This window comes from Rathayibacter sp. AC451, from assembly GCF_979253095.1.
The window spans coordinates 3120777-3143938 of the sequence record NZ_CEEDBD010000001.1; the positions used below are offsets into that span (position 1 = coordinate 3120777).

A 23162-nucleotide genomic window follows, 5' to 3' on the forward strand; every position below is an offset into this window, starting at 1 on the left:
AGCACGATTTCGGCACGGAGAAGTCCAGCTGGAACGGCGGGGACGGAGGCATACAGCGAGCGAGTCGTGGGCGGGCACGCGGGTTCGGTGCCACGGCATCAGGGAGCGACGGGCTCCCAGGTCACATTGACGTCACTTGGCGCGACCTCCTGCAGATCCGCGAGGAAGCGCTCCGTCAGGGTGCCGCCGAGTCGCGGCACGATCCACGTGCCCTCGCTGTCGGTCAGATCCAGATCGAACCAGTAGTGATTGCCGCGTGAGGGGTGCTCGCGTCGGAATGCCTGCTCCGGTGTCTCGTGCTCCTCGGGGGACACCGGGATCCACCTGTTGGGAAAGAGGACCTGCCGGAGCGATTGGACAGCGACGCCCCTTCGGGAGAGTTCCTCGATGACCGTGCGCACCGCGCTCTGCTTGCTGAGCGTGGAGTAGCGGCGCTCCTCCACGGTGATGTCGTACTTCGTGTAGTCGCGGCCGCCGGCTGCGGCTTCCTTCGCAGCGGATGCCGCTCCCTTGGCCCGTTGCTGGATCTGGAAGTCGGTGGCTTCGGGCAAAGGGATGATCCGCTGGACATCGAGGAGTGTTTCCCCGCCGAGGACGTAGGGCACGAGCCGGAAACAGGAGATGTCGACCCCGTACTCCTGTAAGAGCCAGAGGACGGTTGCTGTGATCTCGGTGCTGAAGTCGGCTGAGGCGAGGACGATGCGAACGCGGCTCGAGAGGGTGATCAGCTCGCCTTCGTCCACCCATTCCTCTAGAGTTCTCCGGGCCTCGTCCGCGGCGACGGAGTGCGTCGTCGCGTACGTCTCGACGAGATGCTCGACGGTCATGGTCGAGACCATCGCCGCGTAACGCAGGGACTGCAGTTCCATGTGGCCGCCATCGGCGGTGCGCTTCAGCTCGATGACGACGAGACGAGCGGCACGATCGACCGCGAGCAGGTCGATCCGGCGCTGCGATCCCTCGAAGCTCCCGTACTCCTCCGCGACCAGGAGGAGGCCGTCATCCAGAACTCCGAGGTTCGAACGGAGGAGCTTCTGGAGATCGTCTCGCTCCCGCAGGGCCAGGTCCGAGAAAGTGGTCTTAGCGACCGACTCCAGGGCGTCGTTCGATACTCGATAGAGCGCCATCGTGTTACTCCTGCGTGATCTGTGGCGTATCGGCACTGCCGCAGAACACGGCCGTTCGAGGGTCATCCGCTTTCACCATAGAGGCGGCACTGCGAAGAGAACAGCGCGTCATCCGCCGGCCCGCCCGGGGCAGCTGGGCTTGCCTGGGTTGCGCCGAGCGCGAGGGTCCGGGCCTTCCTGGCGTATCGGCCGCCGGGCGCCCAGCAGTGCACTCCGAAGGCGGTGTGGACTATGCCACCACGAGCGCCTTCCTCCCAGGGAAGGTTTGCCTTACTAAGCACACCCTAAGTAAGGTGAGGCGACCCTAACCCAGCCCTCAGAGAGGACCTTCATCCGTGGATCCACTACGACCCCGAGCCGCCCGCGCGTCCGCCGCGCTGCTCGCCACGATCGCCCTGGCCGGCGGGGCGCTCGCGTTCGCGCCCAGCGCCTCCGCCGCGGCCTCGCCCGGCACCATCACCGACGCCTCCTTCACCTGGGGACTCAGCAATGAGGCCGGGGGCGGCGCGTTCTTCGGCGGCTGCAACTTCCTCAGCGCGGGGACGGCCGGCGACACCGGCAGCTCGCGCGTGTGGACCGAGGCCGACGGCTTCTACAAGCAGTCCGAGGGGAACGTCTCGGTCGTGAAGCCGAACGCGTCGGGCGCGCTCGTGCCCACCAGCTGGGCGACCAAGTGCCAGACGCCGGCGGGCACGCCCGTCACGGCCGCCTCCGCAACCTCGCTCACCAAGAACGCGGTCGTCTTCGACAACGGCACCGGCACCGTCGCGGCCGACGGATCCACCGAGATCGAGTGGGACGGCTCCTTCACGGTCGCGTTCTACGGCGGACTCACCTACTGGAGCGCCAGCGACCCCGTGCTCGAGATCGACGGCTCCGGCAACGGGCAGCTCACCGCCACGGCGAGCGGCTACGGCACCGACATGAACGACCAGACCAAGTGGGTGCCGGTCGCTCCGCAGACCATCGTGCTCGCCGACATCTCGAACGCCTCGGCCGACGACGACGGCTTCACGGTCACTCCCGACTACCTGGGCGTCGCGGTCACCACGGCGGGCACTCCGCAGACGACGACCGGAGCGACCTGGGGCTCGTTCCCGCAGAGCTTCGTCGACTTCCAGAACCTGACCGGTCAGAGCAGCTACTGGTACAGCTCGGGCGGATCGCGCGACGCGGCGAAGCCCGCCGCCCCGCTGACCGTGGACTACAGCCTGACGCCGGCGACGACTCCGACCACGCCGCCCACCACGCCTCCGACGACTCCTCCGACCACCCCGCCGACGACGCCCACCGAGCCCGCGCCCGGTGAGCAGGACATCACGGTGCAGGTGCCGGCGGTGACGGCTCCGCCCGCCACCGGCAGCTTCGGCTGGGCGTTCGAGAGCACCGACGCGGTCAGCCTCGGCACGGCCACCCAGGCCGGATCGACGTTCGTCGCCACCGGCGCGCTCAACACCATCGCGGTGACCGACACGCGCTCCGGCGGCACGACTCCGTTCGGCTGGAGCATCTCGGGCTCGGTCAGCGACTTCGCGTCGGCCTCGGGCGGCTTCGACGCCGGCTACCTCGGCTGGACTCCGTCGGTCGGCAACGCGGGCAGCGGAGTGGTCGCGGGAGCGGCCGTCGGCTCGACCCTCGAGAGCGGCGCGGGCCTGTCGGACGCGGCGACGCTCGCCTCCAGCACCGCCGCGGCCAGCGCCGACGTCGACGCGGCGCTGCGCCTCGTGATCCCGACGACGACGCCCGCGGGCGACTACTCGGCGACGCTCACCGTCACGGCGCTGGGCTGATCCTGCGCTGATGGCGCGGGGTGACCCGCGCTGATCCTCCGGTGCGGGGTGACCCGCGCCGACGATCCGGTGCGGGGCCAGCCGCGCTGATCCCGCCCGGGGCGGGCCGTCCTCTCGACACGGAGGGCGGTCCGCCCCGTTCCCGCGCCCGCCTCGACGACGAGCGCGCCGCGGGACCGGGCTTCCGAGTCCGCCCACTCCTTCCTTCCGCCGTTCCGGCATCGACACTGCAGAGACGACCCATGCGCCGATTCCCCGCCCTCCTCGCCGCCGCCTCCCTGAGCGCCGCGGCCGCCGTGCTCCCGCTCGCCCCGGCCTTTGCCGCCGACGGCCCCGCATGGAGCGTCGGTCCGACCGCGGACGCCTCCGGTACCACCCGCGCGAACTTCGACTACTCCCTCGACCCCGGCGCCGTGGTCGAGGACTCGATCTCGGTGCGCAACGACGGAGCGATCGAGCTGGTCCTCGACGTCTACCCGGCCGACGCGTTCACCACCCGCGAGGGCGGCATCGACGTGCTGACCGCGGGCACCGCCTCCGAGGACGCGGGCACCTGGATCACTCTCGCGACCTCCTCCGTGATCCTCGTGCCGGGGCAGGAGGCGGCGGTGCCGTTCACGGTCACGGTGCCGGCGGATGCGCGGCCCGGCGATCATCCGGCGGGCATCGTCACGTCGCTCCGCGTCGAGGACCCGGACTCGCAGGTTCAGATCGACCGGCGCCTCGGCACCCGTCTGCAACTTCGCGTCTCGGGCGAGCTCGTGCCCTCGCTTGAGCTGTCGGATCCGGTGGTCGCGTTCTCGGGGGTCTGGAACCCGTTCGCAACCGGATTCGTGACCGTCGACTACTCGGTGGGCAACACCGGCAACACGCGGGTGACCGCGCTGGCCGACACGGCGGTCGCCGGTCCGCTGGGGGTCGCGGGGGTGTCGGCGCAGAGGCAGCTGCCGGAGGTGATGCCCGGGTCGACGATCGACGTGCGCGAGGAGCTCGACGGAGTGGGCGCGCTGCTGTGGCTGTCGGGTTCGGTGAGTCTGCAGCCGACGAGCGTGGGCTTCGGCGCGGCGACTCTGGACCCGGTGACGGCGGACTTCGCGCTGGCCGCGGTGCCGGTGGCGACGCTGCTGATCGTGCTGGTGCTGGCGGCGGGAGTGGTGACGGTGGTGCTGCTGGTGCGGCGGCGACGGCGGGGTGCGCGGGCCGCGTGACGGGCGCGGGTCGTCGGCGGCGCGAGCCGCGGGTGGGGTCGAGTCCTCAGAAGTCGTCGTAGTCGGGTGCCGAGTACGACGACTTCTGCGTAGTCGGGGCGGGGCGAGCGGAGGGGTGTCCCGCGGGCCCGGCAGCGCGGCGTCGAGTCCGCGAGAGTTGTCGTAGTCGGCGTCGAGTACGACGACTTCTGCGGGGTGGGTGAGGCGGAGGGGTGCCCGAGCACCACGAGGGACGCGGGCACGGGTTCCGCGGAAGTTGCGGTATCCGCTCGCACTTCCCGCAACTTGTGGAGGCGGGAGGCGCGGGCCCGGGAGGCGTCGGTTCCGCAGAAGTTGCGGTGACTGCTCGCGCTTACCGCAACTTCTGGACAGTGGGGGCGGGCAGCCGGGCGAACCGTCACTCCGGAGGCGCGGGGCGGCGCCAGGGCAGCACGCGGCGGCCCGAGAGGTGCAGGACGGCGAGCGCGGCGATCAACACCGCCAGCGCGAGGGCGCCGATCAGCAGCGGCAGGAGTCCGGAGCTCGCGACCGCCTCGGGGACGAGTCCGCCGCCGTCGCGGACGACGGTGCTCGTCTCGGCGACGAGCCCCGCGGCAGCCTGCGCGGCCGGAGCGGCAGCGGCACCCGCACCCGCCCCGGCACCCGCCGCGGCCCCCCGCTCCCGCCGGCCGCTGCGCCGCCTCGTTCACCGGCCCCGCCGCTCCGCCCGCCCCCGACTCCGGAGCCGCCACCACCGCCGGAGCCGACGCGTCGAAGTTCACGAGCAGCGCGGTCGCCGGCTTCGCCGCGTCCCGCGTCCCACCGGTCGTCAGCCAATACCCGGCCTGCCCCGTCTGCACCTGGAACTGCAGGAAGCTCGCCGGGAACGACCCCCAGTGCGCCGTGTTCTCGGCGGTTCGCGGGGCCTGGCCGCCGGTCTGGCTCGCGACGCCGAGGTACTCGGGCACCGCGCTGAAGCCGCCGTCGCCGAGCGGAGCGCCGCGCACCTCCGCGAGCACGATCTCGGTCGCGGGCAGCGGGCGCCAGAGCGAGGTGTCCTCCATCGAGGTGCCGTAGCCGCTCGCAGTCGCGGTCAGCCGGCCGTTCCCCGCGGCGTCGAGCGAGAGCACGGGGTCGCTCGCGCTCCAGTAGGTCATGCCGCCGTAGAAGGCGACGGTGAAGGAGCCGCTCCAGCGCAGTGTGAGACCGTCGGCCGAGACGGAGCCGCGCCCGCCGTCGACGACGACCTGCGACTGGGTGCTCGAGGCGAGCGAGGACGCGGTGACGGGTACGCCGGAGGGATCGGTGCAGCGGGTCGCGAAGGAGGCGCGCGTCCATCCGCTGGCCGCGGTCGCCTTCTCGATCGAGACGGCCCCGGCCTCGGCGGCGTACAGCCCGTCGGACTCGGACCAGACGCGCGCGCCTCCGCTGTTCCCGGCGACGCCGGCGCTGAGGAAGTTGCAGCCGCCGGCGAAGGCGCCGCCCGAGGACTCGCGGTTGAGGCCCCAGCGCAGCTCGGCGTTGGTGATGTCGCCGAAGCCGGCGGAGGTGCCGCTCGGCACGGACACGTCGATGTCGACTCCCTCCTCGGCTGCCGCGGCTGGGGCGAGCCCGAGCGTCAGGGCGGCGGCGAGGAGGAGGGATCCGAGCCGCTTCATCGCGCGTCCGCCGTCTCGCGGGCCGGCAGACGGCGGGCGGTGGAGAGCTCCTCGGTGGGGGCGTCCGGGGAAGAGGGAGGGGCGGCGCCATCCGGTTCCGGAGTCGCCTCCACGGGAGTCGCGCTCGACGCAGCGATCCGGGTATCCGGCGCCACCGCCGCGCCCCCACCGGCCGTCTCCGACGACCCACCCGCACCCGCTCGCTTCCGCGCCCGCCGTCGACGAACCCCCCTCACGATCCCCACCACGACACTCGCCAGCACGAGCCCCGCCGCGATCAGCAGCGCGATCCCGAGCGCCACGTACAGCCACACCGGCACCTCCGGCTCCGCCGCCGCGCTCGGCACCGACGCGGCCGACGCTCCCACCACGGTCAGCTCGCTCTCGGCGACCGCTCCGGAGGCGGCCCCGGTCAGCGTCAGCAGGTGCGTGCCTCCGCGCAGGTCGCCCGGCAGGGGAAGCACCCCGGCCACCTCGCCGCGGGTGCCGGCCGTGAGCGGGCCGACGGCCACGACTCCGTCGTCGAGGGTCGCGACGACCTGCTCGGACACGGCGAAGCCCTGGCCGGTGAAGGCGAGCGCGTTGCCGGCGACGGCGGAGGAGGCGGTGTAGCCGACGCGCGCGGAGCCGGCTGCGGGCGCCTCGGTGGGCGACGCCTCCGAAGCACCCGCGGCAGGGGCCGCGCCCGCCGCGGGATCGGGGGCCGCGCCGGCCGCCGGCGCCGCGAACGACACCGGCGTGAACGTCTCGTTGTTCGCGTTCTTCACCCCGTGCGCGCCGATCGTGATCACTCCGCACTGCACCTCGAGGCAGTCGACGGTGGTGACCTCGCCCGCGCGGTCCTGCGCCTCGAAGCGCGCCGACGGGATCGTGAGGTCGACGCTGAAGGAGCCGTCGGCCGTGAGCACGCCGTTCGCGGCCGACTCCGTCTCGCTGCCCGGGAACGCGACGAAGCGCTCGAAGCCCGCGTTGTCCTTCGACTCGGAGTCGGGGACGTAGCGGTAGTCGGTGCCGACCTCGCCGCCGCTGCTCGGCCCCCAGCCGGCGCCCGACACCCAGCCGAACAGTACGTAGACGCCGCCGAAGCCGCCCTGGATCGACTGGAAGCCGCGGCCCGAGACCGTGATCGACGTGGCGTAGTCGGGGTCGGCGGCACTCGCCCCGTCGGCGAAGGACACCGACACCGAGCCGGCGGCCGACGCGGCGGGGGCGACGAGCGGAGTCGCGGCCACCGCGATGCCGAGGGCGGCGGCGAGGAGGAGGGTGCGCGGGGTGCGGGTCATCGAGGGTCTCCGATCGGGGGAGCGGGGGAGGGGGACGCGAGGTCGGCGCCGGTCCGCAGCGCCCGCTCCGGCCGGATCGACACCGAGCCGTCGTCCTCGACGACCACCCGGATCGGATGCCGGTACACCTCGCTCAGCAGCTCGGTCGTCAGCGCGACCGCGGGCGGGCCGTCGGCGCGGACGCGTCCGCCCTCGAGCACGACGACGCGGTCGGCGTACGCGGCGGCGAGCCCCAGATCGTGGAGCACCACCACGGCCGAGCCGCCCGACTCGGTGTGTGCGCGGACCTGGCCGAGCAGCCGCTCCTGATGGCGGATGTCGAGGCTGGCGGTGGGCTCGTCGAGCAGCACGAGGTCGCACTCCTGCGCGCGGACGCGGGCGTAGGCCACGCGGGCCCGCTCGCCGCCCGACAGCTCGGGTATGCGGCGGTCGCGGAACGCGGCGACTTCGGCGTCCTCGAGCGCGCGCTCGATCACCGCGGTCCCGTCGCCGCTCCGGGGCGCCCGGCCCATCTCGACGACCTCGAGCACGGTGAAGGGGAACGACACGTCGTTCGACTGCGTCAGCACCGAGCGCAGTCGCGCGAGATCGGGGGCGCGGTAGGAGCGGAGTGAGCGGCCGTCGAGGTCCAGCGTGCCGGTCTGCGGTGCGGAGTCACCCGCGAGCACCGAGAGGAGCGTCGACTTGCCGGCGCCGTTGGGTCCGACGAGCGCGACGAACTCGCCGCGGTGCAGGCGCAGGTCGACGCCATCGAGCACGAAGCGCGCGCCGTAGGAGAGGCCGACGCCGGTGGCGCGCATCCGCTCGCCGTGATCGGGGGCCGGAGCTGCGCCCCGCTCGACGGTCGCGCCTGCACCCTCGACCCGGCTCGCGCTCGCGCCCGGACCCCCGCTCATGCCCACCCTCCCGACCGCACCCGCGCCCGGCGCAGCAGCCAGAAGAAGAAGGGACCGCCGACGATCGCGGTCAGCATGCCGATCGGCAGGTCGGCGTAGGGGACGGCCGTCCGCGCGACCGCGTCGGCGCAGACCAGCAGCAGCGCGCCTCCGATCGCACTCGTGCCGATCAGCGCGCGGTGCGCGGGGCCCAGCAGCATGCGCAGGAGGTGCGGCACGACGAGTCCGACGAACGCGATGATGCCGCAGAGGGCGACGGCGGCCGAGGTGAGCGCGGCGACGACCACGATCGCGACGATGCGGGTGCGCTCGATCGGCACGCCGAGGTGCTGCGCCTGCCGCTCGCCCAGGGCCAGCAGGTCGAGGCGGCGCGAGAGGAGGGCGGCGGCGAAGACTCCCACCACGGTGATCGGCAGCACGATCGCCACGTCCTGCCAGCGCGTGCCGTTGAGCGAGCCGAGCTGCCAGAAGACGATCTGCTCGCGCTGCTGCGTGGTGCCGAGGAACGTCATCAGCGCGATGCCCGCGCCTCCGACCGCGTTCACCGCGATGCCCGTGAGCACGAGGGTGACGACCTCGGTGCGGCCGCCGGCGCGGGCGGTCAGGTAGACGAGGAGCGTCGCGGCGAGGCCTCCGACGAAGGCGAAGACGGGTGCGGTGAGCGGCCCGAAGACGTTCAGCCCGAAGACGATGACCGCGCTCGCCGCCAGGGCCGCTCCGGAGGAGACGCCCACGACACCGGGCTCGGCCAGCGGATTGCGGAACACACCCTGCATGACCGCGCCGCCGACCGCCAGCGCGGCGCCGACGACCGCCGCCATCGCGATCCGCGGGAACCGGATCGCCCACAGGGTCGCGTCGCCGTTGACGTGCGCGGGCAGCTCGAGCACCGGCAGCAGGCGCACGCCGAGCGCGTCGTTGAGGTGCTGCGCGATCGATCCGAGGATCTGCGCGGGCGGGACGGCCAGCTGCCCGAGACCTGCCGAGACGACGGCGACCACCACGAGGGCGCCGGTGAGCCCGGCGGTGATGAGCGCCGGTCGACCGAGGCGGGCGGGAGCGGCGACCGCCGTCATCGGGTGCTGTCCGGCGCGTAGATCGCGACCGCGAGCGCCTCGAGCGTGCGCGGGGTGTCGGGTCCGAAGCTCAGGATCTGCGTGTCGGCCATGTCGACGATGCGGCGGTTCTGCCCGGCGGGGGTCTGCGCGAGCGCGGGCACGGCCTCGAGCAGCCCGTCGACTCCGTCGACCGATTCGAGCCCGCCGGTCATCATCAGCACGAGGTCGGGAGCGGCGGCCACGAGGCCCTCGTCGGTGAGCGGGCGCATGCCCTCCCAGCCTATCTCCGCGGCTACGTCGATCCCGCCGAGCGAGCGGACGAGGTCGTCGGCGCCGGAGCCCTCGCCGAAGAGGTAGTAGACGCCGGACTGGCCGCGCACGTAGAGGAAGACGATGCGCAGGCGCTGGGCGGGGTCGGCGGGCGCGACGGCGTCGATCCGGGCGATCGTCTCGTCGACGGAGGCGCTGAGGCGCGCGGTGAGCTCGGCCCCGCGCTCGGCGACGCCCAGGGCCGCGGCGACCTCGCCGACCAGGGTCGGGATCGTGGCGATCGAGCGGTCGGAGCCGACGACGACCACCGGGATCCCCGCGTCGCGCATCTGCAGCACCGTGTCCCACGGGCCCAGGCTCGAGTCGGTGAGGATCACGGTGGGGGCCAGGTCGAGGATCGCCTCGGCGTTGAGGTCGTGCCCGTTCTGCGTGACGAGCGGGCGGTCGGCGATCTCGGCGAAGTCGCTCGAGACGTCGCGGCCGACGACGGAGTCGCCCATGCCCAGCTCGAAGACGAGGCGGGAGGTGGAGCCGTAGAGGTCGAGGGCGAGGATCCGCGAGGTGTCGGTGACGGTGACGGCGGTGCCCTGGGCGTCGACGATGCTCGCGGGCAGGGCCTGGGTGCCTGTGGTGATCGGATCGACGGACGCGGCGTCGATCCGCGCGGTCGAGGGGCCGGTCGCGGTGCGCGGCTCGGCGAGCGGGGTGACGTCGGCCAGGCGCGGCGACGGGGCGCCGTCGGCGGCGGTGCTCGCCGAGGAGCAGCCGGCCAGGAGGGCGATCGCGGCGAGGACGGCGACGACGCGACCGGCGGAACGGCGGGGGAGGAGGGGCACGGTCTCGCCTTCGCTGCGGGTGCCCCGTGCGGGGGCTGGGGTCAAAAAGTTAGCTAATGCTAACCTAACTTCGCCCGCTCGCCGCGGGACCTGGACCCCGACGAGACGAGCCGTTCGTGACCGCTGCCACCGCGACCTCCGCCCCTTCCGCGACCCCTGCGTCGGCGCCGCTCGGCGTGGCCGCAGCGCTCCGCGAGGCGACGTCGGACGAGCACCGGCATGCAGAATCGCGCGGCTACATCACCGCGCTGATGCAGGGCGGGCTCTCGCTCGACGAGTTCGCCCGCTACCTCGCGCAGCTCCTCCCCGTCTACGACGCGCTCGAGCGGCGCGTTCCGTCCGCCGCCGATCCGGCGCTGCTGCACGACACCGCGGTGCACCGGGTCACGGCACTTCGCGCCTCGCTCGACGCGCTCGGCGTCGATCCGTCGGCAGTCGTGCCTCTCGATGCGACGGCGCGGTACGCGGCGCGGATCGCCTCCTTCGGCGACGACGACGGGATGCTGCACCTCGCGCACCACTACACGCGCTACCTCGGCGACCTCTCGGGCGGCCAGGCGATCGCGACGATGATGGCGCGCCGTTACGGAGCGACCGCCGAGCAGCTGGCGTTCTTCCGCTTCGATGCGATCGAGAACGCCGTGCACTTCAAGCGCGCCTACCGCGCGCAGCTCGACGAGCTGCCGCTGCCGGCGCCTGCGCTCGATGCGATGGTGGCGGAGGCGCGCCTCGCGTTCGCGCTGAACGCCGCGGTCTTCGACGCCCTCGACGCGTCACGGCCTGCGGCCTGACGCGGGGCGTCCACCGCGCCTTCGGGTGGGCGCTCTCTGCTGGTCGAGCAGCCCGGAGGGGCTCGTCGAGACCCGGGTGATCGGAAGGCCGTTCTGCTGGCGGTGGGGGATCTCGATCTGCCCGCTGCGCGGGCTACTCGATCAGCAGGGGTCGGGTGCGTGCCTCTGCTGGATACGCCCGCTGTGCGGGCCAGGGGTCGAGTGCGCGCCCTCTGCTGGATACGTCCGCGGTGCGGGCCAGGGGTCGGTGCGCGCGCCCTCTGCTGGTTACGCCCGCGGTGCGGGCGGGGGGGGTCGGGTGCGCGCCCTCTGCTGGTTACGCCCGCGGTGCGGGCGGGGGTCGGGTGCGCGCCCTCTGCTGGTTATGCCCGCGGTGCGGGCGGGGGTCGGGTGCGCGCCCTCTGCTGGTCGAGTAGCCCCGAAGGGGCGTATCGAGACCCACGTGATCGGGAGGCCGTTCTGCTGGCGGTGGAGGATCTCGATACGCCCGCTGCGCGGGCTGCTCGATCAGCAGGGGTGGGTGCGAGCCTCTGCTCGCGTGCAGGGGCCCTTGTGCAGGCGAAGGGCCGGGGTCGCCACTTTCGGCGACCCCGGCCCTCGGCGCGGGTGACTCAATACCGCATCAGCGGCAGGCGGTCAGCGACGCGACTCCCTCGGACAGGGTGTTCGTGCCGCCGAGCAGCACGACCTTGGTCGCGCCCAGGGTCTCGATGTCGTCGAGCACGGCCTGCGGCACGCAGTCGGGCTTGACGGTGTAGAGCGGGTTCCGGGTGAAGCCGGCGGCGTTCGCTCCAGCGAGGGCGTCGGGGAACTTCTCGCCGGTGGCGAGGTAGACCGTCGACGCGGCGGTGAAGGCGTCGCGGTTGAGCAGGACCGACGTGTCGTAGCGGTCGACGCCTCCGATGCGGACGGGCGTGATGCCGAACGAGGTCTCGATGCCGGTGCTGACCGACAGCGGGTCGCCGGCGATCGTCAGCTTCTTGACGCCGAGTCCCCGCACGAGCGACCGGGTGCGGTCGTCGACGGTGCTCTGTCCACCGTTGATGAGAAGGACGGGTGCTCGGACCGAGCCGGCCGCGGCGGCGGCGGCGAGGGCGTCGGGGAACTTCTCGCCGGTGGCGAGCCAGGCCTGCGAGGAGCCCTTCGGGAAGGCGGCCTCGACGAGCTGGGCGGCGGTGTCGTAGCGGTCGACGCCTCCGATGCGCTGGACCTCACCGGTCTTCGCGTAGGCGGCGAGCTCGGTGGCGAGGCGCTCGCTGATGCTCAGGTCGGAGCCGACGACGACGATCTTGCTCGGCTTGAGGCGGCGCAGCTCGTCGCGGACCGGCTGCGACATGGAGTCGCGGTCGACCAGCAGCAGCGGTCCGTTCTGCTTCGCGGCAGCCGGAGCGGCGGCGAGTGCGTCGGGGAAGTTGCCGCCGGTGGCGACGAAGACGACGGGCACGTTCGCGGCGAACGTCGCGGCCGAGACCTTCGCGGCGGTGTCCTGGCGGTCGGTGCCCGCGATGCGGGTGACGGTCACCGGGCCCCCGGGCGTCGGCGTCGCAGTGGGCGTCGCGGTCGGAGTGCCGGTGGGCGTCGCCGTCGGAGTGGCCGTGGGCGTCGCGGTCGGGGTGGCCGTCGCGGTGGGCTCCGGCGTCGGGACGGCGGTGCCGGTCGGCGTCGGGGTCGGCGTGGCGGTGCCTCCGCACGACTGCGCGGTGACCCGGTAGCGGTACTGCACGTTCGCGGAGCTCGCGGCCCAGACCTCGAGGGTGTCGCCGATCTCGACGGGCACAGGGGCGAAGGCGAAGGCGCCGCCGGCTGCGGGCTGGGTCTTCCGCTCGACGGTGACGTCGTTGCGATCGAGGCCGAGAGCGGTGTCGCTCGCGGTGGCGTCGCTGGTTCCGGAGACGACGGCGCTGACGGGGCCGTCGGCGTCGCAGGTGACGGCGGTCGAGGCGGAGGGAGCGGCAGCGGCGCTGAGTGCGGGGGTGAGGCCCGCGGACCCGGCGATCAGCGCGGCGGTGATCAGGGCGAGGCGGGAGCGGCGCGAGATCTTCACGGGGCCACCACCGCAGAGGTGCCGAGAGAGGAGAAAAGGAGCGTTGACGACATCGTGTCGGCTTTCTCGAGAGGGCGGATCGGACCGTCGACGTCCTCGTCGGAGGGGCCCGTCGCTCACGCGAGACGCGACGATGCGACCGGATGCCGGGGACCGACAAGGGAGTGGAACGGTCTTCGCAAGCTATCGTCACGCTCCGCGCCCGGGCAATGGGGACCGGCGCTGCGTCTCAAAAGGGGGTCCGCGACCGGGGCGCGCCACCGTGGCGGCGTCCTTCCGGGCTCGCGACACGCCGAACGCGCTCCCGCGACACGCCGAGCGGAGCGACGTCCGGCGACGGTCTTCCGACGTGACGCGTCATGCCTCTCGAATTGTGAGAGCGATCTCTCGGGAAGGGCGTTCCGCGCCTCCAGGGACGGCATTCGCGCTCACGTTGCTCTCCTCGGCGGAATTCGGCGGCGGGTACGGGGGAATCGGGCGCCAGCACTCCTTTCGAGCGGCCCTGCGGGGGCAGGACCGCACTGCTCGCGCCCGATTGTCGATGAGCGGCGGCGAGGAATGCGAATTCGAGTCGAGAGGCGCTGCTGATCCGCGTCGACGGCGACTCCGGAGCGGTCGGGGAGGTTGAAGCGGACACGAATGAGCTGGTCAGAAGATCTTTCGGCGCTACTCGTCAGCGTGCGGAACGGCCCGGAGAACAATCGTTCTCCGCCAGGTCCGACTCCTCATCAGGAAGAGTGATCGAAGCAGAGAACGATCATTCTCCCGAGCGTGAGAGCATTGCATTCCGGAGTGACTTCTCCACGCTTCTCCCACGTCTTCTGCACACGTGACGCGAATGGCTGATGCGCCGTTATCCGCAAGGCCGTCCCCGAGAAATGCCGGAGCTCTCGACAAGCACCGCGAATCAATCCCGAGAGCCTTCTCGATGGCAACCCCCCTCACGCGCCCCATCCGGGGGTGAAACTTTTTGTTGATTCTTCACCGTCCGGCGCAGTAGCTTGATCATCGAGCAACCCGATGCTCCGTGATCTGGTACAGACCGCAACGCTTCCCCCGAGCGACGGCCGGTCCCCCCTCACCCGTCGTCCGGCGACCCGAATCGCCTCACGACGGTCATCGGTGCGCGTTCCATCCGATCGAGTGAAGGACCCCTGGCCTTGACAGCGCACTCTGCGGGCGTGATGCCCGCTGCCCGGACGACCCCTGCGTCCGGAGCACCGACACGAGCGACCGCCCCCACGGCGACCGCCCGCGCCCTGACCCCCGCCGCGCCGTTCCGGTCGCTGGCGGCGGCGGGCGCCCCGCCGCTCCCCGTGCGCTTCGCCGATGCCCCGACCGGGAAGGCGAAGGCCGAGACCCCCGCTCCCGTGCGCCGGACCGCCACCGCCACCGCTGGACGCCACGCGTCCCCGGTGGTCGGACGCCTCGTCGCCGTCCTCCCCGCGCACAACGAGGAGGCCGGCATCGCCGCCGCCATCCACGGACTGCAGAACCAGACCTCCCCGCCCGACCGCATCGTCGTCGTCACCGACAACTGCACCGACGGCACCGCGCGCATCGCTCTCGAGGAGGGCGCCGAGGTCTTCGCGACCGTCGGCAACACCGACAAGAAGGCCGGCGCGCTCAACCAGTTCCTCGAGGTGCTGCTGCTCGAGCTCGAGGACGACGACCTCGTCCTCGTGCAGGACGCCGACTCGGCCCTGGACCCCGACTTCCTCGCGATCGCCCGCCTCAAGGTCGGCATCAAGCGGATCGGCGCCGTCGGCGGCGTGTTCCGCGGCACCCCGGGCGGCGGCGTCGTCGGCCACCTGCAGCGCAACGAGTACGCCCGCTACGCCCGCGACGTGCGGCGCCTGAACGGCAAGTGCCTGGTCGTCACCGGCACCGCCGCCGTGCTCAAGGGCGGACTGCTCCGCGAGATCAGCCAGGCCCGGCGCGCCGGGACGCTCCCCGCGGGCGACGGCCGCGGCGGCATCTACGACACCACGGTGCTGACCGAGGACAACGAGCTCACCTTCGCGATCAAGCACCTCGGCTACGACGTGCTCAGCCCCGCGGGCTGCACCCTCGTCACCGAGGTCATGCCCACGTGGAAGGAGCTCTGGCACCAGCGCCTGCGCTGGAAGCGCGGCGCCGTCGAGAACTGCGTCCAGTACGGGCTCACCCGCGTCACCTGGCCCTACTGGGGCCGTCAGCTGCTGACCATGGCCGGCTGCGTGATCACCTACGTGTACCTCGCGACCGTGATCTACGCCCTCGCGCTCGGCCAGCTCTCGATCCAGCCGTTCTGGCTCGGCATCACCCTCATCTTCGTCGTCGAGCGCATCGTCACGGTGCGCGACCGCGGGTGGAAGCACATGCTCCTCGCCGCCTCGATGTACGAGCTGTTCCTCGATCTGTTCCTGCAGATCGTGCACACCAAGGCCTACTTCGATGCGCTGACCCGCCGTCAGCGCGCGTGGTGAATCGAAAGGAAGAACCCGACCATGTACAGCAATCTCTCGCCCGCCCTCGGGGCCGGCGCCGGCGCAGGGGTCCTCGCGTCGACCGGCTTCAACTCGCTGTGGTTCGGCCTGGCGGCCTTCGCCCTCATCGCCACCGGCACCGCGATCATGCGCATCGTGCCGCGCCGTCACCGCGAGGTCCAGGAGTCCTGATCCCGAGGCGTCACCGGACGACGGCGGCCGTGGCCGTCGACGTCCGCGTGACGCTCGCGTAGCCGGTCTTCGAGCCGGTCACCGACACGGTGATCTTCAGGCCGACCAGCAGGCTCGTCGGCTTGTAGGTCGCCGCGGTCGCTCCGCTGATCGCGACTCCGTTCGCCCGCCACTGGTACTTCAGCGTCACCGGGGACGGCCCCCACGTTCCCGGCTTCGCGGTGAGCAGCGAGCCGACCTTCGCGGTTCCCGTGATCGTCGGAGTCGCGGCGGTCAGCGTCCCGGTCCCGACGGCCGCGGTCGGCAGCGACGTGCGGCTCGTGGTCGCGAAGCCGGTCTTCGTGCCGGTCACCTCGACCGTGATCTGCTTGCCCGCGGTGGCGGCGCCGAGCACGAGCGTCGGCGAAGTCGCTCCGACCAGGTCGGCCCCGTCGGCGCTCCACTGGTACGAGAGGGCGACCGGAGCCGGCTGCCACGTGCCGGGCTGGGCGGTCAGGGTCGAGCCGACCTTGGCGGTGCCGGTGATCGTGGGAGTCGGGGCCGCCATCTCGGCCGCGGCCTCCGACCGGTAGACGGCGACGTGATCGACGCTCATCGTGCCTCCCGACGACTTCGGCGCCGCCGCGCTGTCGCAGCCGCAGACGCCGTTGGGCAGCCCGCCGCCGATCGCCAGGTTGAGGATCAGGAAGTAGTCGTTGCCGATGGCGGCGCTCCACGCCTCCGGGCTCAGCTGGGTCTGCTCGACCGTGTGGCGCACCTCGCCGTCGACGAGGAACTGCAGCCGCTCCTGCCCCGCGACCCTGCGGTCGACGAGGGCGGAGTAGGTGTGGAACTCGGTGAGGCAGCCGTCGCAGTCCTGGAACCCGCTCGTGAGCCCGTACGGCTCCTCGCACTCGCCGCCGTCCTCGAGGTCGCAGTGGAAGGTCTGGGTGACCTGCCCGGTGCCGTTGACCGCCTCGAGGATGTCGATCTCGCCCGTCCGCGGCCAGTCGATCCCGCCCTGCTCGTCCAGGCCCAGCGCCCAGAACGCGGGCCAGTACCCGGTGGCCTGAGCGGGGTTCGGCTGGCGGATCGACGCGGTCATCAGCAGCTGGCCGCCGGCGGGAGCCGAGAACGACTTGTCAGCGGTGATGATGCGGCCGGACGTCCATCCGCCCGCCGCGTCCTGCAGCGCGCGGATGCCGAGGTTGCCGGCGCCGTCGAGGAAGACGTTGGCCGTGGAGTCCGTGGTGCGGTCGACGGCGCCGGTGCCCCAGACGCCGATCTCGTGGATCCACTTCGCGCCGACGGGGGAGCCGGCGGCACCGTCGAAGTCGTCGGCGAAGACGGTCGTCCAGCCCGCCGCGGGGGCGGGGGCGGCGAGGGCGACGGTGGGAGCGGGGGTGGCCTCGGCGGCCTGCGCGGAATCCGGGATGACGCCTCCGATGAGTGATGCGGCGAGAGTCGCGATCGCGGCCAGCGCGACCACTCTTGCAGAACGACGGTTCACGACGGACCCCTGACCCACTCGGTGGAGCGAGGCCGTCCTCGCTCACGATCGGGGTCAGGCTAGGAGCGCGGGTCGGGACGTGAGCACCCGTCAGGCGGGGGGTTCTGTCGCGAAGAATCCTCAGGTCGTGCTCACGCGCTCGCCGCGAGTCCGCAGAAGTCGTCGTACTCGAGCCCGAGTACGACGACTTCCGAGGACTCGGGTCGGGCGCGCGGATCGAGTGCGCAGGAGTTGTCGTACTCGAGGCCGAGTACGACGACTTCCGAGGAGTCGCCGGGTCAGGGCCGCAGCACCAGCGTCGAGAACGAGTCCGCGGGCAGCGTCGGCGCGAGCGCGACGTCGCCCACCACGATCGACACCGGCAGCGGCGTCCCGAGGTCGTTCTGCAGCACGATCACCGTGCTGCCGTCGGGGTTCGCGAACGCCAGCTGGTTCTCGTGCCCCGTCCAGCTGAAGGTGTCGAGCCGGCGGGCGCCGGGCTGCAGGAAGTGCGAGACGTGCCGCAGGAGGAAGTACTCGTGCGTGTACCGCGCGGTCCGCGTCACGGGATCGACGACCACGAGCGAGTTCTGCGCCCAGCCCCAGCGCGAGACGCCGCCTTCCGTCAGCGCGAGGTTCCAGTACGCGTACGACTCCACTCCCTGCGTGAAGAAGTGCTTCATCAACCCCCAGGCGTAGCGGCAGAAGCGCCAGTCGTTCCGGCCGTCGCCGCACTCCTGCTCGGTCTGGTAGAGCGCGAGCGACGGATGCGCGTGCCGCACGGCCGCGATCGCGCCCTTGCCCGCCCACTGGAACCCGACTCCCGAGATCCACTGCCCCGCCTCCGGATGCGCGAGCACCAGCTCGATCTGCTCGTCGTGCGGCCGCTCCTGCGTGCCGAGGAACACGCGCACCCCGAGTCGCGCCATCTCGGGGCCGAGCACCGCGATGAAGCGCGCCAGCCCCTCCGCCGACCAGACGCAGCTCGGGAACACCTGCGCCGAGTTGAACTCGTTCTGCGGCATCACGGTCTCGACCCGGATTCCCTCCTCGCCGTAGGCCTCGACGAACCGCGCGAAGTAGCGGGCGTAGGCCTCGAGGTACCGGTCGTCGTCGACGCGGAAGAGGTCGGTGCCCTCGGTGCCGACCTGGTCGGGGCGCAGTCCGTTCTCGACCTCGCTGCCCGGCCACGGCAGGGCGGCCGCGTAGTGCCCGTTCGTCTTCATCCAGGTCGGCGGGCTCCAGGGCGACGCCCAGAGCCGGAGCTCCGGGTTGTGGCGCTGCGCGGCGCGGATGTAGGGGATCAGCGTGCCGCGGTCGTTCGCGACGTCGAAGTGCTCGAGGGCGAAGTCTCCGTCGACCTCGTCGAAGGAGTACCAGTCGCGCGAGAAGTCGTTGGCGCCGATCGGCATGCGGCAGAGCGAGAGGTTGAGACCGGCACCCGGTGCGAAGAAGTCGCGGAGGATCCGCTCGCGGTCCTCCTCGGACAGGAGGGAGAGCGCGTCCCAGCCGAGCTCGTTGAAGCAACCGCCGATGCCGTCGATCCGCTGGCGCGGGGCGTCGACGCCGATCATCACGTTCGGCATGCCGCGGAGCTCGGTGAGCGGCACGTCCTCCTGCCGCTGCCACGGGGAGGACTCGGTGGTCGTGATCCATTCGACGGTGCTCGTCATGGTGAGCCTCTCGGTCGGCAGCGCTGCCGGGTCCTGATCCGGCCTCGCGCCGAATACCTAGCGACACTCTATATTCGCGCCGTGTACCGTGCACGCATGCGCTGGGGACGGGTCTACTTCGCCGTGCAGGCCCTCGGCGGCGCGCTCTGGTGGCTCGGCGTCGCCCTGCTGCCGGCCGTGCGGGAGGCGACGCTCGGCTCCCTCGACCCGGTGCCGATCGCGGTCCTCGACCTGCCGCTGTTCGTCGGCGCCTCGGCCCTGGCCGCGGCGGGCGTGCGGTGGGCGGCGTGGGTCGCGACGGTCTGGACGCTCCTCGTCGCCGCAGCGCTCGCCGTCGTCGCGACGGTCACGACGGAGGCGGGCTGGGGTGTCCTCGCGATGCTCGCCGCGGCGGGCGGCTCGGTCGCCGCGCTCCTCCTCCTGACCACCGGCCGCCTCCCGACCCGCTGGATCGCCTCCGGCCCCTTCGCCTTCCGCCTCGCCGCCCGCGGGCGCTCGCCGCTCGCGCACCTGGCCGCGACCGCCGCGCAGATCGTCGTCTTCTGGGGCGGGGCGCTCGCCGTGATCCCGGCGGTGATCGCGCTGCTGGAGTCCCGCTGGGGCGTGGGCGTGCCGATGCCGCCGGTCGTCGCTCCGCTCGGCGCGGTGCTGCTCGTCGCGGCCAGCGCGCTGGGCATCTGGTCGGCGCTGGCCATGTCGCTGCTCGGCGACGGCACCCCGCTGCCGAGCGCGATGCCGAACCGGCTCGTGATCGCCGGTCCGTACCGCTGGGTGCGGAACCCGATGGCGGTCGCCGGCATCGCGCAGGGCGTCGCGGTGGGGCTCCTCCTCTCCTCCTGGCTGGTCGTCGTCTACGCGCTGCTGGGCTCGCTGGTCTGGAACCACGCGGTGCGCCCGCTCGAGGAGGCGGACCTCGAGGAGCGCTTCGGCGAGCAGTTCCGCGCGTACCGCCGCGCTGTGCGCTGCTGGGTGCCCCGGCGGCCGGTGCAGAACCTCAGCTGACAGGGGGGGCGCTCGGCTGTCAGGCGCTGGACCCCGCTGACAGCAGAGGTTCTGAAGGCCCACCCGCGCGGCCCCGCCTACGATGGACCGCGATGTCGATCGCCGCCCCGCCCCGCCCCCGGTCACGCACCGGTCGACGAGTGGGCATCGGGCTCGCCCTCGTCGCCGCCGCGGTCGCCCTGCGGCTGCTCTCGCCCGACGCGACGGGCGACGTGCTGTCCGACGCGATGCGCGACTTCCTGACCCTCTCGATCAGCGTCGTCATCGAGTCGCTGCCGTTCGTCTTCCTCGGCATCGTGCTCTCGATCGCCGTGCAGCTCTGGGTGCCCGAGGCGGTGCTGCTGCGGATCCTGCCGAAGCGCGCCCTGCCGCGGCGCCTGGTGATCTCGCTGCTCGGCGTGTTGCTCCCGGTCTGCGAGTGCGGCAACGTGCCGCTGGCCCGCGGGCTGATCGTGAAGGGCCTCTCGGTCTCGGAGTCGATGACGTTCCTGCTCGCGGCGCCGATCGTGAATCCGATCACGATCATCACGACCTACCAGGCCTTCGGCTGGGAGGACGGGATCCTCGTCTGGCGCATCGTCGGCGGCTTCGTGATCGCGAACCTGGTCGGCTGGATCTTCAGCCGCCACTCCGAGCCGTTGTCGCTGCTCACCGACCGCTTCCGCGCCGCCTGCGAGGCGGGGGAGCGCGCGCCCGGCACCCTCCGCGCCCGCTCGCGCCGCAGCGTCCTGCTGTTCGCCGAGGAGACCGGGGCGATGCTGCCGGCGCTCTTCGTCGGCTCGGCGATCGCGGGGCTGATCCAGGTCGGAGTCTCGCGCGACGTGCTCACGGCGCTCGGCGGCAACCCGCTCTGGTCGGTGCTCGCGATGATGGTGCTCGCGTTCGTCATCTCGATCTGCTCGAACGTCGACGCGTTCTTCGTGCTGTCCTTCGGCTCCACGTTCCTGCCGGGCGGTATCATCGCGTTCCTCGTCTTCGGGCCCATGATCGACATCAAGATGCTCGCGCTGCTGCGCACCACCTTCTCGGTGCCCACCCTCGTGCGGATGACGGTCCTGGTCGGGCTGTGCTCCGCGGTCCTCGGATTGGCGGTCAACCATGCGCTCTGAGCGCCTCCTCACCCGCTGGAAGGGCGTGGTCCTGAGCGTCATCGGCGTCGTCTCGACGCTGTGGCTCGCGGCGACCGGACGGCTCGGCCTCTACATCCACCCCCGCTACTTCGAGTTCACGGTGATCCTCGCCGTGATCGCGGCCGTGCTGCTGGTGCTCGCCTTCGCGATCGTGCCGGGGTCCGACGAGAGCGACGGGGAGAGCGTCGAGGAATCGGACGCCCACGGCCACCTGCACGACCACGCGCCCGGTCACCCGTGGCGGGCGCGGCTCGCGGTGCTCGGCTCGGTCGCGATCATCGTGACCGCCGGAGTCGCGCTGCTCGTCGTCCCGCCCGCCGCGCTCACCGCGGGCACGGCGACGCAGCGCGAGGTCAACACGAGCGCCGTCGACACGACCGCGGTCGTCGCCGCGCCGACCGGCGGCGACTACGCCTCGTTCTCGGTGCGCGACTGGGCCACGCTCCTCCGCTCCGGGGCGAGCGAGCAGTTCCTCGCGGGCACGACGGCGACGGTCAGCGGATTCGTGACTCCGGACGCCGACGACCCCGAGAACGTCTTCTACGTCGCCCGCTTCGTCGTGACCTGCTGCGCGGTCGACGCGCAGCCCGTCGGCGTGCCGATCTACGAGCCCGGCTGGGCCGACACGTACACCGAGGGCCAGTGGCTGGAGGCGTCCGGCGGCTTCGGGGCGAACGCGAGCGTCACGAGCGCCGAGGCGGTCGTGCTCGAGCCGTCGTCGGTCGCCGAGATCGACGAGCCGGCGATGCCGTATGTCTACTGAGCCCTGGGGCGAGGAATCGTGGGAGTCGCGCCCGCGCCGCTCCCGGGAGCCGCGCGCCGCCTCCGCCCGCGGCTTCTCGCGCGTCTTCTGGGGCGCGACCCTCGTCCTCGCGCTCGGCGTCGGCGGGCTGACCGCGGCGACGATCAGCAGGGGTCCGCGGGTCGCCTCGCTCGAGGTGAGCGCTGACGGCGTCGTCGAGCGCGACGGCGGCCGCGCCCGGCTGCACCTCGACCAGGACCTCGAGCCCGACGCGCTCGACCGGGTCGGCGTGACTCCCGAGGCCGAGCACACCGTCGAGCTCGAGGACGGAGTGGTCACCGTGACGTTCGCCGACACCCTCCGCTACGCCACGACGTACGAGATCACGATCGACGACGCCCGCGGCCGCGCGACCGGGGCGACGGCCGATGTGCGCGCCTCCTTCACCACGAAGGACCCCGACCTCTTCACCCTCGACCGCACGCCGGACCCGACCGAGCCCGACGCGATCCGCGTGCGCCCGCTGTCGGGGGGATCGGGGGACGAGACCCGCGTCGTCGCCACCGCCGACCGCATCCAGGACTACGTCGTCGTCGGCCCGCTGCTCGTGCTGGTGACGATCGAGCCGGACGACACGAACCTCATCCGCACCGTCGCGCTCGACACGGGGTCGGAGGGGGTCATCCCGCTGCCCGGAGCGGGCGTCGTGCGCGAGCTGCACGCCGCGTCCGAGAAGGGCGTGCTGGGCTGGACCTTCACCGGCGAGGCGCCGACCGGCCCGCTCGACCGCGCGCTCTACTCCTACGACCTCACCGATCAGAAGGCCGAGGCGGTGGCGGTGGTCGGGATCGACGGCGGACCCCTGCGCGCCCGCGACTGGCTGTTCGTGCCGGGCACGACCTCCGTGGTGACGCACTCGGTCGACGACACGGTGCTGCTGGTCGACCTGCTCGTCCCCGGGGCGATCAGCCCGCTCGGGCAGCACGCGGAGCTGCGCGGCTTCGTACCGGGCGCGAACCGGCTGGTGGTCGCGGATCCCGACCGCGGGTCGCTGATCGATCTGGCCGACGGCTCGGTCGAGACGCTCGCACTGCCGGTCGCCGAGGTCAGCCCGACCGCGTCGCCCGTGCAGCTGCTCCTGCTCGACTCGACGAGCTACGTGGAGCTCGAGGCCGAGTACTCGCCCGAGACCGGAGCGACGCAGTACTCGGTCGTGCGCGTCGACGCGGAGGGGACCTCCGAGGTGTTCCGGACGTCGCCCACCGGCCGCATCCGGAGCATCTGCCTCTCGCCGAACGGGCAGTTCCTGGCCGTCGAGGCGGTCTCGGTCGAGGGCGAGCCCGACGACTACCCGGAGGTGCCGGGCTTCAGCGCGACGTCGACGGTGCTCGTCGACCTCGAGACGGGCGACACCTCCCGCAGCGTGAACGGCGTCTCCCGCGACTGGTGCGCGTGACCCCTCTGCTGCTCGAGCAGGCCCGGAGGGTCCCCTCCTGCTGATCGAGTAGGCCCCCGGGGCCGTATCGAGATTCCCGTCACCCGAGCGG

18 protein-coding genes are annotated in these 23162 nt (G+C 72.4%); 10 read left to right on the plus strand and 8 right to left on the minus strand.

Going from position 1 to position 23162, the window contains the following annotated elements:
- Window positions 1-98: 98 nt before the first annotated feature.
- A complete protein-coding gene (locus tag AC0CID_RS14965) occupies window positions 99-1127 on the minus strand; it encodes an endonuclease NucS domain-containing protein (protein WP_465227420.1) in 1029 nt (342 codons plus the stop codon).
- Between the two features lie 335 nt (window positions 1128-1462).
- Between AC0CID_RS14965 and AC0CID_RS14970 the strand changes: the two genes are divergently transcribed.
- From AC0CID_RS14970 to AC0CID_RS14980, 3 genes are all read left to right on the plus strand, one after another.
- Window positions 1463-2917: a hypothetical protein gene (locus tag AC0CID_RS14970; RefSeq protein ID WP_465227421.1), complete on the plus strand. Its 1455-nt coding sequence runs from the start codon at window positions 1463-1465 to the stop codon at window positions 2915-2917.
- Between the two features lie 242 nt (window positions 2918-3159).
- On the plus strand, window positions 3160-4125 hold the full coding sequence (locus AC0CID_RS14975; protein ID WP_465227422.1) for a DUF916 domain-containing protein: 966 nt from the start codon (window positions 3160-3162) through the stop codon (window positions 4123-4125).
- An 882-nt stretch (window positions 4126-5007) separates the two neighbouring features.
- The gene (locus tag AC0CID_RS14980; RefSeq protein WP_465227423.1) at window positions 5008-5181 is read left to right on the plus strand and encodes a hypothetical protein; all 174 of its coding nucleotides are present in this window, start codon (window positions 5008-5010) and stop codon (window positions 5179-5181) included.
- A gap of 577 nt (window positions 5182-5758) precedes the next feature.
- Here AC0CID_RS14980 and AC0CID_RS14985 read toward each other — a convergent pair.
- Genes AC0CID_RS14985 through AC0CID_RS15000 form a run of 4 tightly spaced genes read right to left on the minus strand, consistent with a single transcriptional unit; the run spans window position 5759 to window position 10105 of the window.
- Window positions 5759-7045, minus strand: a complete 1287-nt coding sequence (locus AC0CID_RS14985; RefSeq protein ID WP_465227424.1) for a hypothetical protein — start codon at window positions 7043-7045, stop codon at window positions 5759-5761.
- Window positions 7042-7941, minus strand: coding sequence for a heme ABC transporter ATP-binding protein (locus tag AC0CID_RS14990; protein WP_465227425.1), 900 nt, complete (start codon window positions 7939-7941; stop codon window positions 7042-7044). The genes AC0CID_RS14985 and AC0CID_RS14990 overlap by 4 nt, the downstream gene beginning before the upstream one ends.
- Entirely contained in the window at window positions 7938-9017 is a 1080-nt protein-coding gene (locus tag AC0CID_RS14995; RefSeq protein WP_465227426.1) for a FecCD family ABC transporter permease, read from the minus strand. Before AC0CID_RS14995 ends, AC0CID_RS14990 begins: the two co-directional genes overlap by 4 nt.
- Complete coding sequence (locus AC0CID_RS15000; RefSeq protein WP_465227427.1) at window positions 9014-10105, minus strand: heme/hemin ABC transporter substrate-binding protein; 1092 nt, start codon at window positions 10103-10105, stop codon at window positions 9014-9016. The genes AC0CID_RS14995 and AC0CID_RS15000 overlap by 4 nt, the downstream gene beginning before the upstream one ends.
- Before the next feature lie 116 nt (window positions 10106-10221).
- On the opposite strand from AC0CID_RS15000, the gene AC0CID_RS15005 reads away from it, so the two are divergent.
- Window positions 10222-10896 (plus strand): biliverdin-producing heme oxygenase, encoded by a 675-nt coding sequence (locus AC0CID_RS15005; RefSeq protein WP_465227428.1) that lies wholly within the window; start codon window positions 10222-10224, stop codon window positions 10894-10896.
- Between the two features lie 622 nt (window positions 10897-11518).
- On the opposite strand, the gene AC0CID_RS15010 is transcribed toward AC0CID_RS15005, so the two are convergent.
- A complete protein-coding gene (locus tag AC0CID_RS15010) occupies window positions 11519-12940 on the minus strand; it encodes a cell wall-binding repeat-containing protein (protein ID WP_465227429.1) in 1422 nt (473 codons plus the stop codon).
- Between the two features lie 1160 nt (window positions 12941-14100).
- Here AC0CID_RS15010 and AC0CID_RS15015 point away from each other — a divergent pair.
- Both AC0CID_RS15015 and AC0CID_RS15020 read left to right on the plus strand, forming a co-directional pair.
- Window positions 14101-15408, plus strand: a complete 1308-nt coding sequence (locus tag AC0CID_RS15015) for a glycosyltransferase family 2 protein (protein ID WP_465227430.1) — start codon at window positions 14101-14103, stop codon at window positions 15406-15408.
- A 21-nt stretch (window positions 15409-15429) separates the two neighbouring features.
- Entirely contained in the window at window positions 15430-15600 is a 171-nt protein-coding gene (locus AC0CID_RS15020; protein WP_207407022.1) for a hypothetical protein, read from the plus strand.
- A gap of 10 nt (window positions 15601-15610) precedes the next feature.
- Here AC0CID_RS15020 and AC0CID_RS15025 read toward each other — a convergent pair whose 3' ends face one another.
- Window positions 15611-17089 (minus strand): hypothetical protein, encoded by a 1479-nt coding sequence (locus AC0CID_RS15025; RefSeq protein ID WP_465227431.1) that lies wholly within the window; start codon window positions 17087-17089, stop codon window positions 15611-15613.
- A gap of 278 nt (window positions 17090-17367) precedes the next feature.
- Window positions 17368-18741 (minus strand): glycoside hydrolase family 30 protein, encoded by a 1374-nt coding sequence (locus tag AC0CID_RS15030; RefSeq protein ID WP_465227432.1) that lies wholly within the window; start codon window positions 18739-18741, stop codon window positions 17368-17370.
- Between the two features lie 96 nt (window positions 18742-18837).
- Here AC0CID_RS15030 and AC0CID_RS15035 point away from each other — a divergent pair, with 96 nt between their 5' ends.
- From AC0CID_RS15035 to AC0CID_RS15050, 4 genes are all read left to right on the plus strand, one after another.
- On the plus strand, window positions 18838-19743 hold the full coding sequence (locus tag AC0CID_RS15035) for a methyltransferase family protein (RefSeq protein WP_465227433.1): 906 nt from the start codon (window positions 18838-18840) through the stop codon (window positions 19741-19743).
- A gap of 92 nt (window positions 19744-19835) precedes the next feature.
- Window positions 19836-20852 (plus strand): permease, encoded by a 1017-nt coding sequence (locus AC0CID_RS15040; protein WP_465227434.1) that lies wholly within the window; start codon window positions 19836-19838, stop codon window positions 20850-20852.
- Window positions 20842-21636, plus strand: a complete 795-nt coding sequence (locus tag AC0CID_RS15045; RefSeq protein ID WP_465227435.1) for a TIGR03943 family putative permease subunit — start codon at window positions 20842-20844, stop codon at window positions 21634-21636. The genes AC0CID_RS15040 and AC0CID_RS15045 overlap by 11 nt, the downstream gene beginning before the upstream one ends.
- Window positions 21626-23071 carry a hypothetical protein gene (locus tag AC0CID_RS15050; RefSeq protein ID WP_465227436.1) on the plus strand — a complete coding sequence of 482 codons (1446 nt, stop codon included), beginning with the start codon at window positions 21626-21628 and terminating at the stop codon, window positions 23069-23071. Before AC0CID_RS15045 ends, AC0CID_RS15050 begins: the two co-directional genes overlap by 11 nt.
- Window positions 23072-23162: the final 91 nt, after the last annotated feature.

Excerpts from the sequence above, each read along its gene's own strand:
- AC0CID_RS14995 (WP_465227426.1), bottom strand. The coding sequence starts at position 9,017 with ATGACGGCGGTCGCCGCTCCCGCCCGCCTCGGTCGACCGGCGCTCATC.
- AC0CID_RS15035 (WP_465227433.1), top strand. The coding sequence starts at position 18,838 with ATGCGCTGGGGACGGGTCTACTTCGCCGTGCAGGCCCTCGGCGGCGCG.
- AC0CID_RS15020 (WP_207407022.1), top strand. The coding sequence starts at position 15,430 with ATGTACAGCAATCTCTCGCCCGCCCTCGGGGCCGGCGCCGGCGCAGGG.
- AC0CID_RS14975 (WP_465227422.1), top strand. The coding sequence starts at position 3,160 with ATGCGCCGATTCCCCGCCCTCCTCGCCGCCGCCTCCCTGAGCGCCGCG.
- AC0CID_RS15030 (WP_465227432.1), bottom strand. The coding sequence starts at position 18,741 with ATGACGAGCACCGTCGAATGGATCACGACCACCGAGTCCTCCCCGTGG.
- AC0CID_RS15045 (WP_465227435.1), top strand. The coding sequence starts at position 20,842 with ATGCGCTCTGAGCGCCTCCTCACCCGCTGGAAGGGCGTGGTCCTGAGC.
- AC0CID_RS14990 (WP_465227425.1), bottom strand. The coding sequence starts at position 7,941 with ATGAGCGGGGGTCCGGGCGCGAGCGCGAGCCGGGTCGAGGGTGCAGGC.
- AC0CID_RS14965 (WP_465227420.1), bottom strand. The coding sequence starts at position 1,127 with ATGGCGCTCTATCGAGTATCGAACGACGCCCTGGAGTCGGTCGCTAAG.
- AC0CID_RS15040 (WP_465227434.1), top strand. The coding sequence starts at position 19,836 with ATGTCGATCGCCGCCCCGCCCCGCCCCCGGTCACGCACCGGTCGACGA.
- AC0CID_RS15050 (WP_465227436.1), top strand. The coding sequence starts at position 21,626 with ATGTCTACTGAGCCCTGGGGCGAGGAATCGTGGGAGTCGCGCCCGCGC.
- AC0CID_RS14985 (WP_465227424.1), bottom strand. The coding sequence starts at position 7,045 with ATGACCCGCACCCCGCGCACCCTCCTCCTCGCCGCCGCCCTCGGCATC.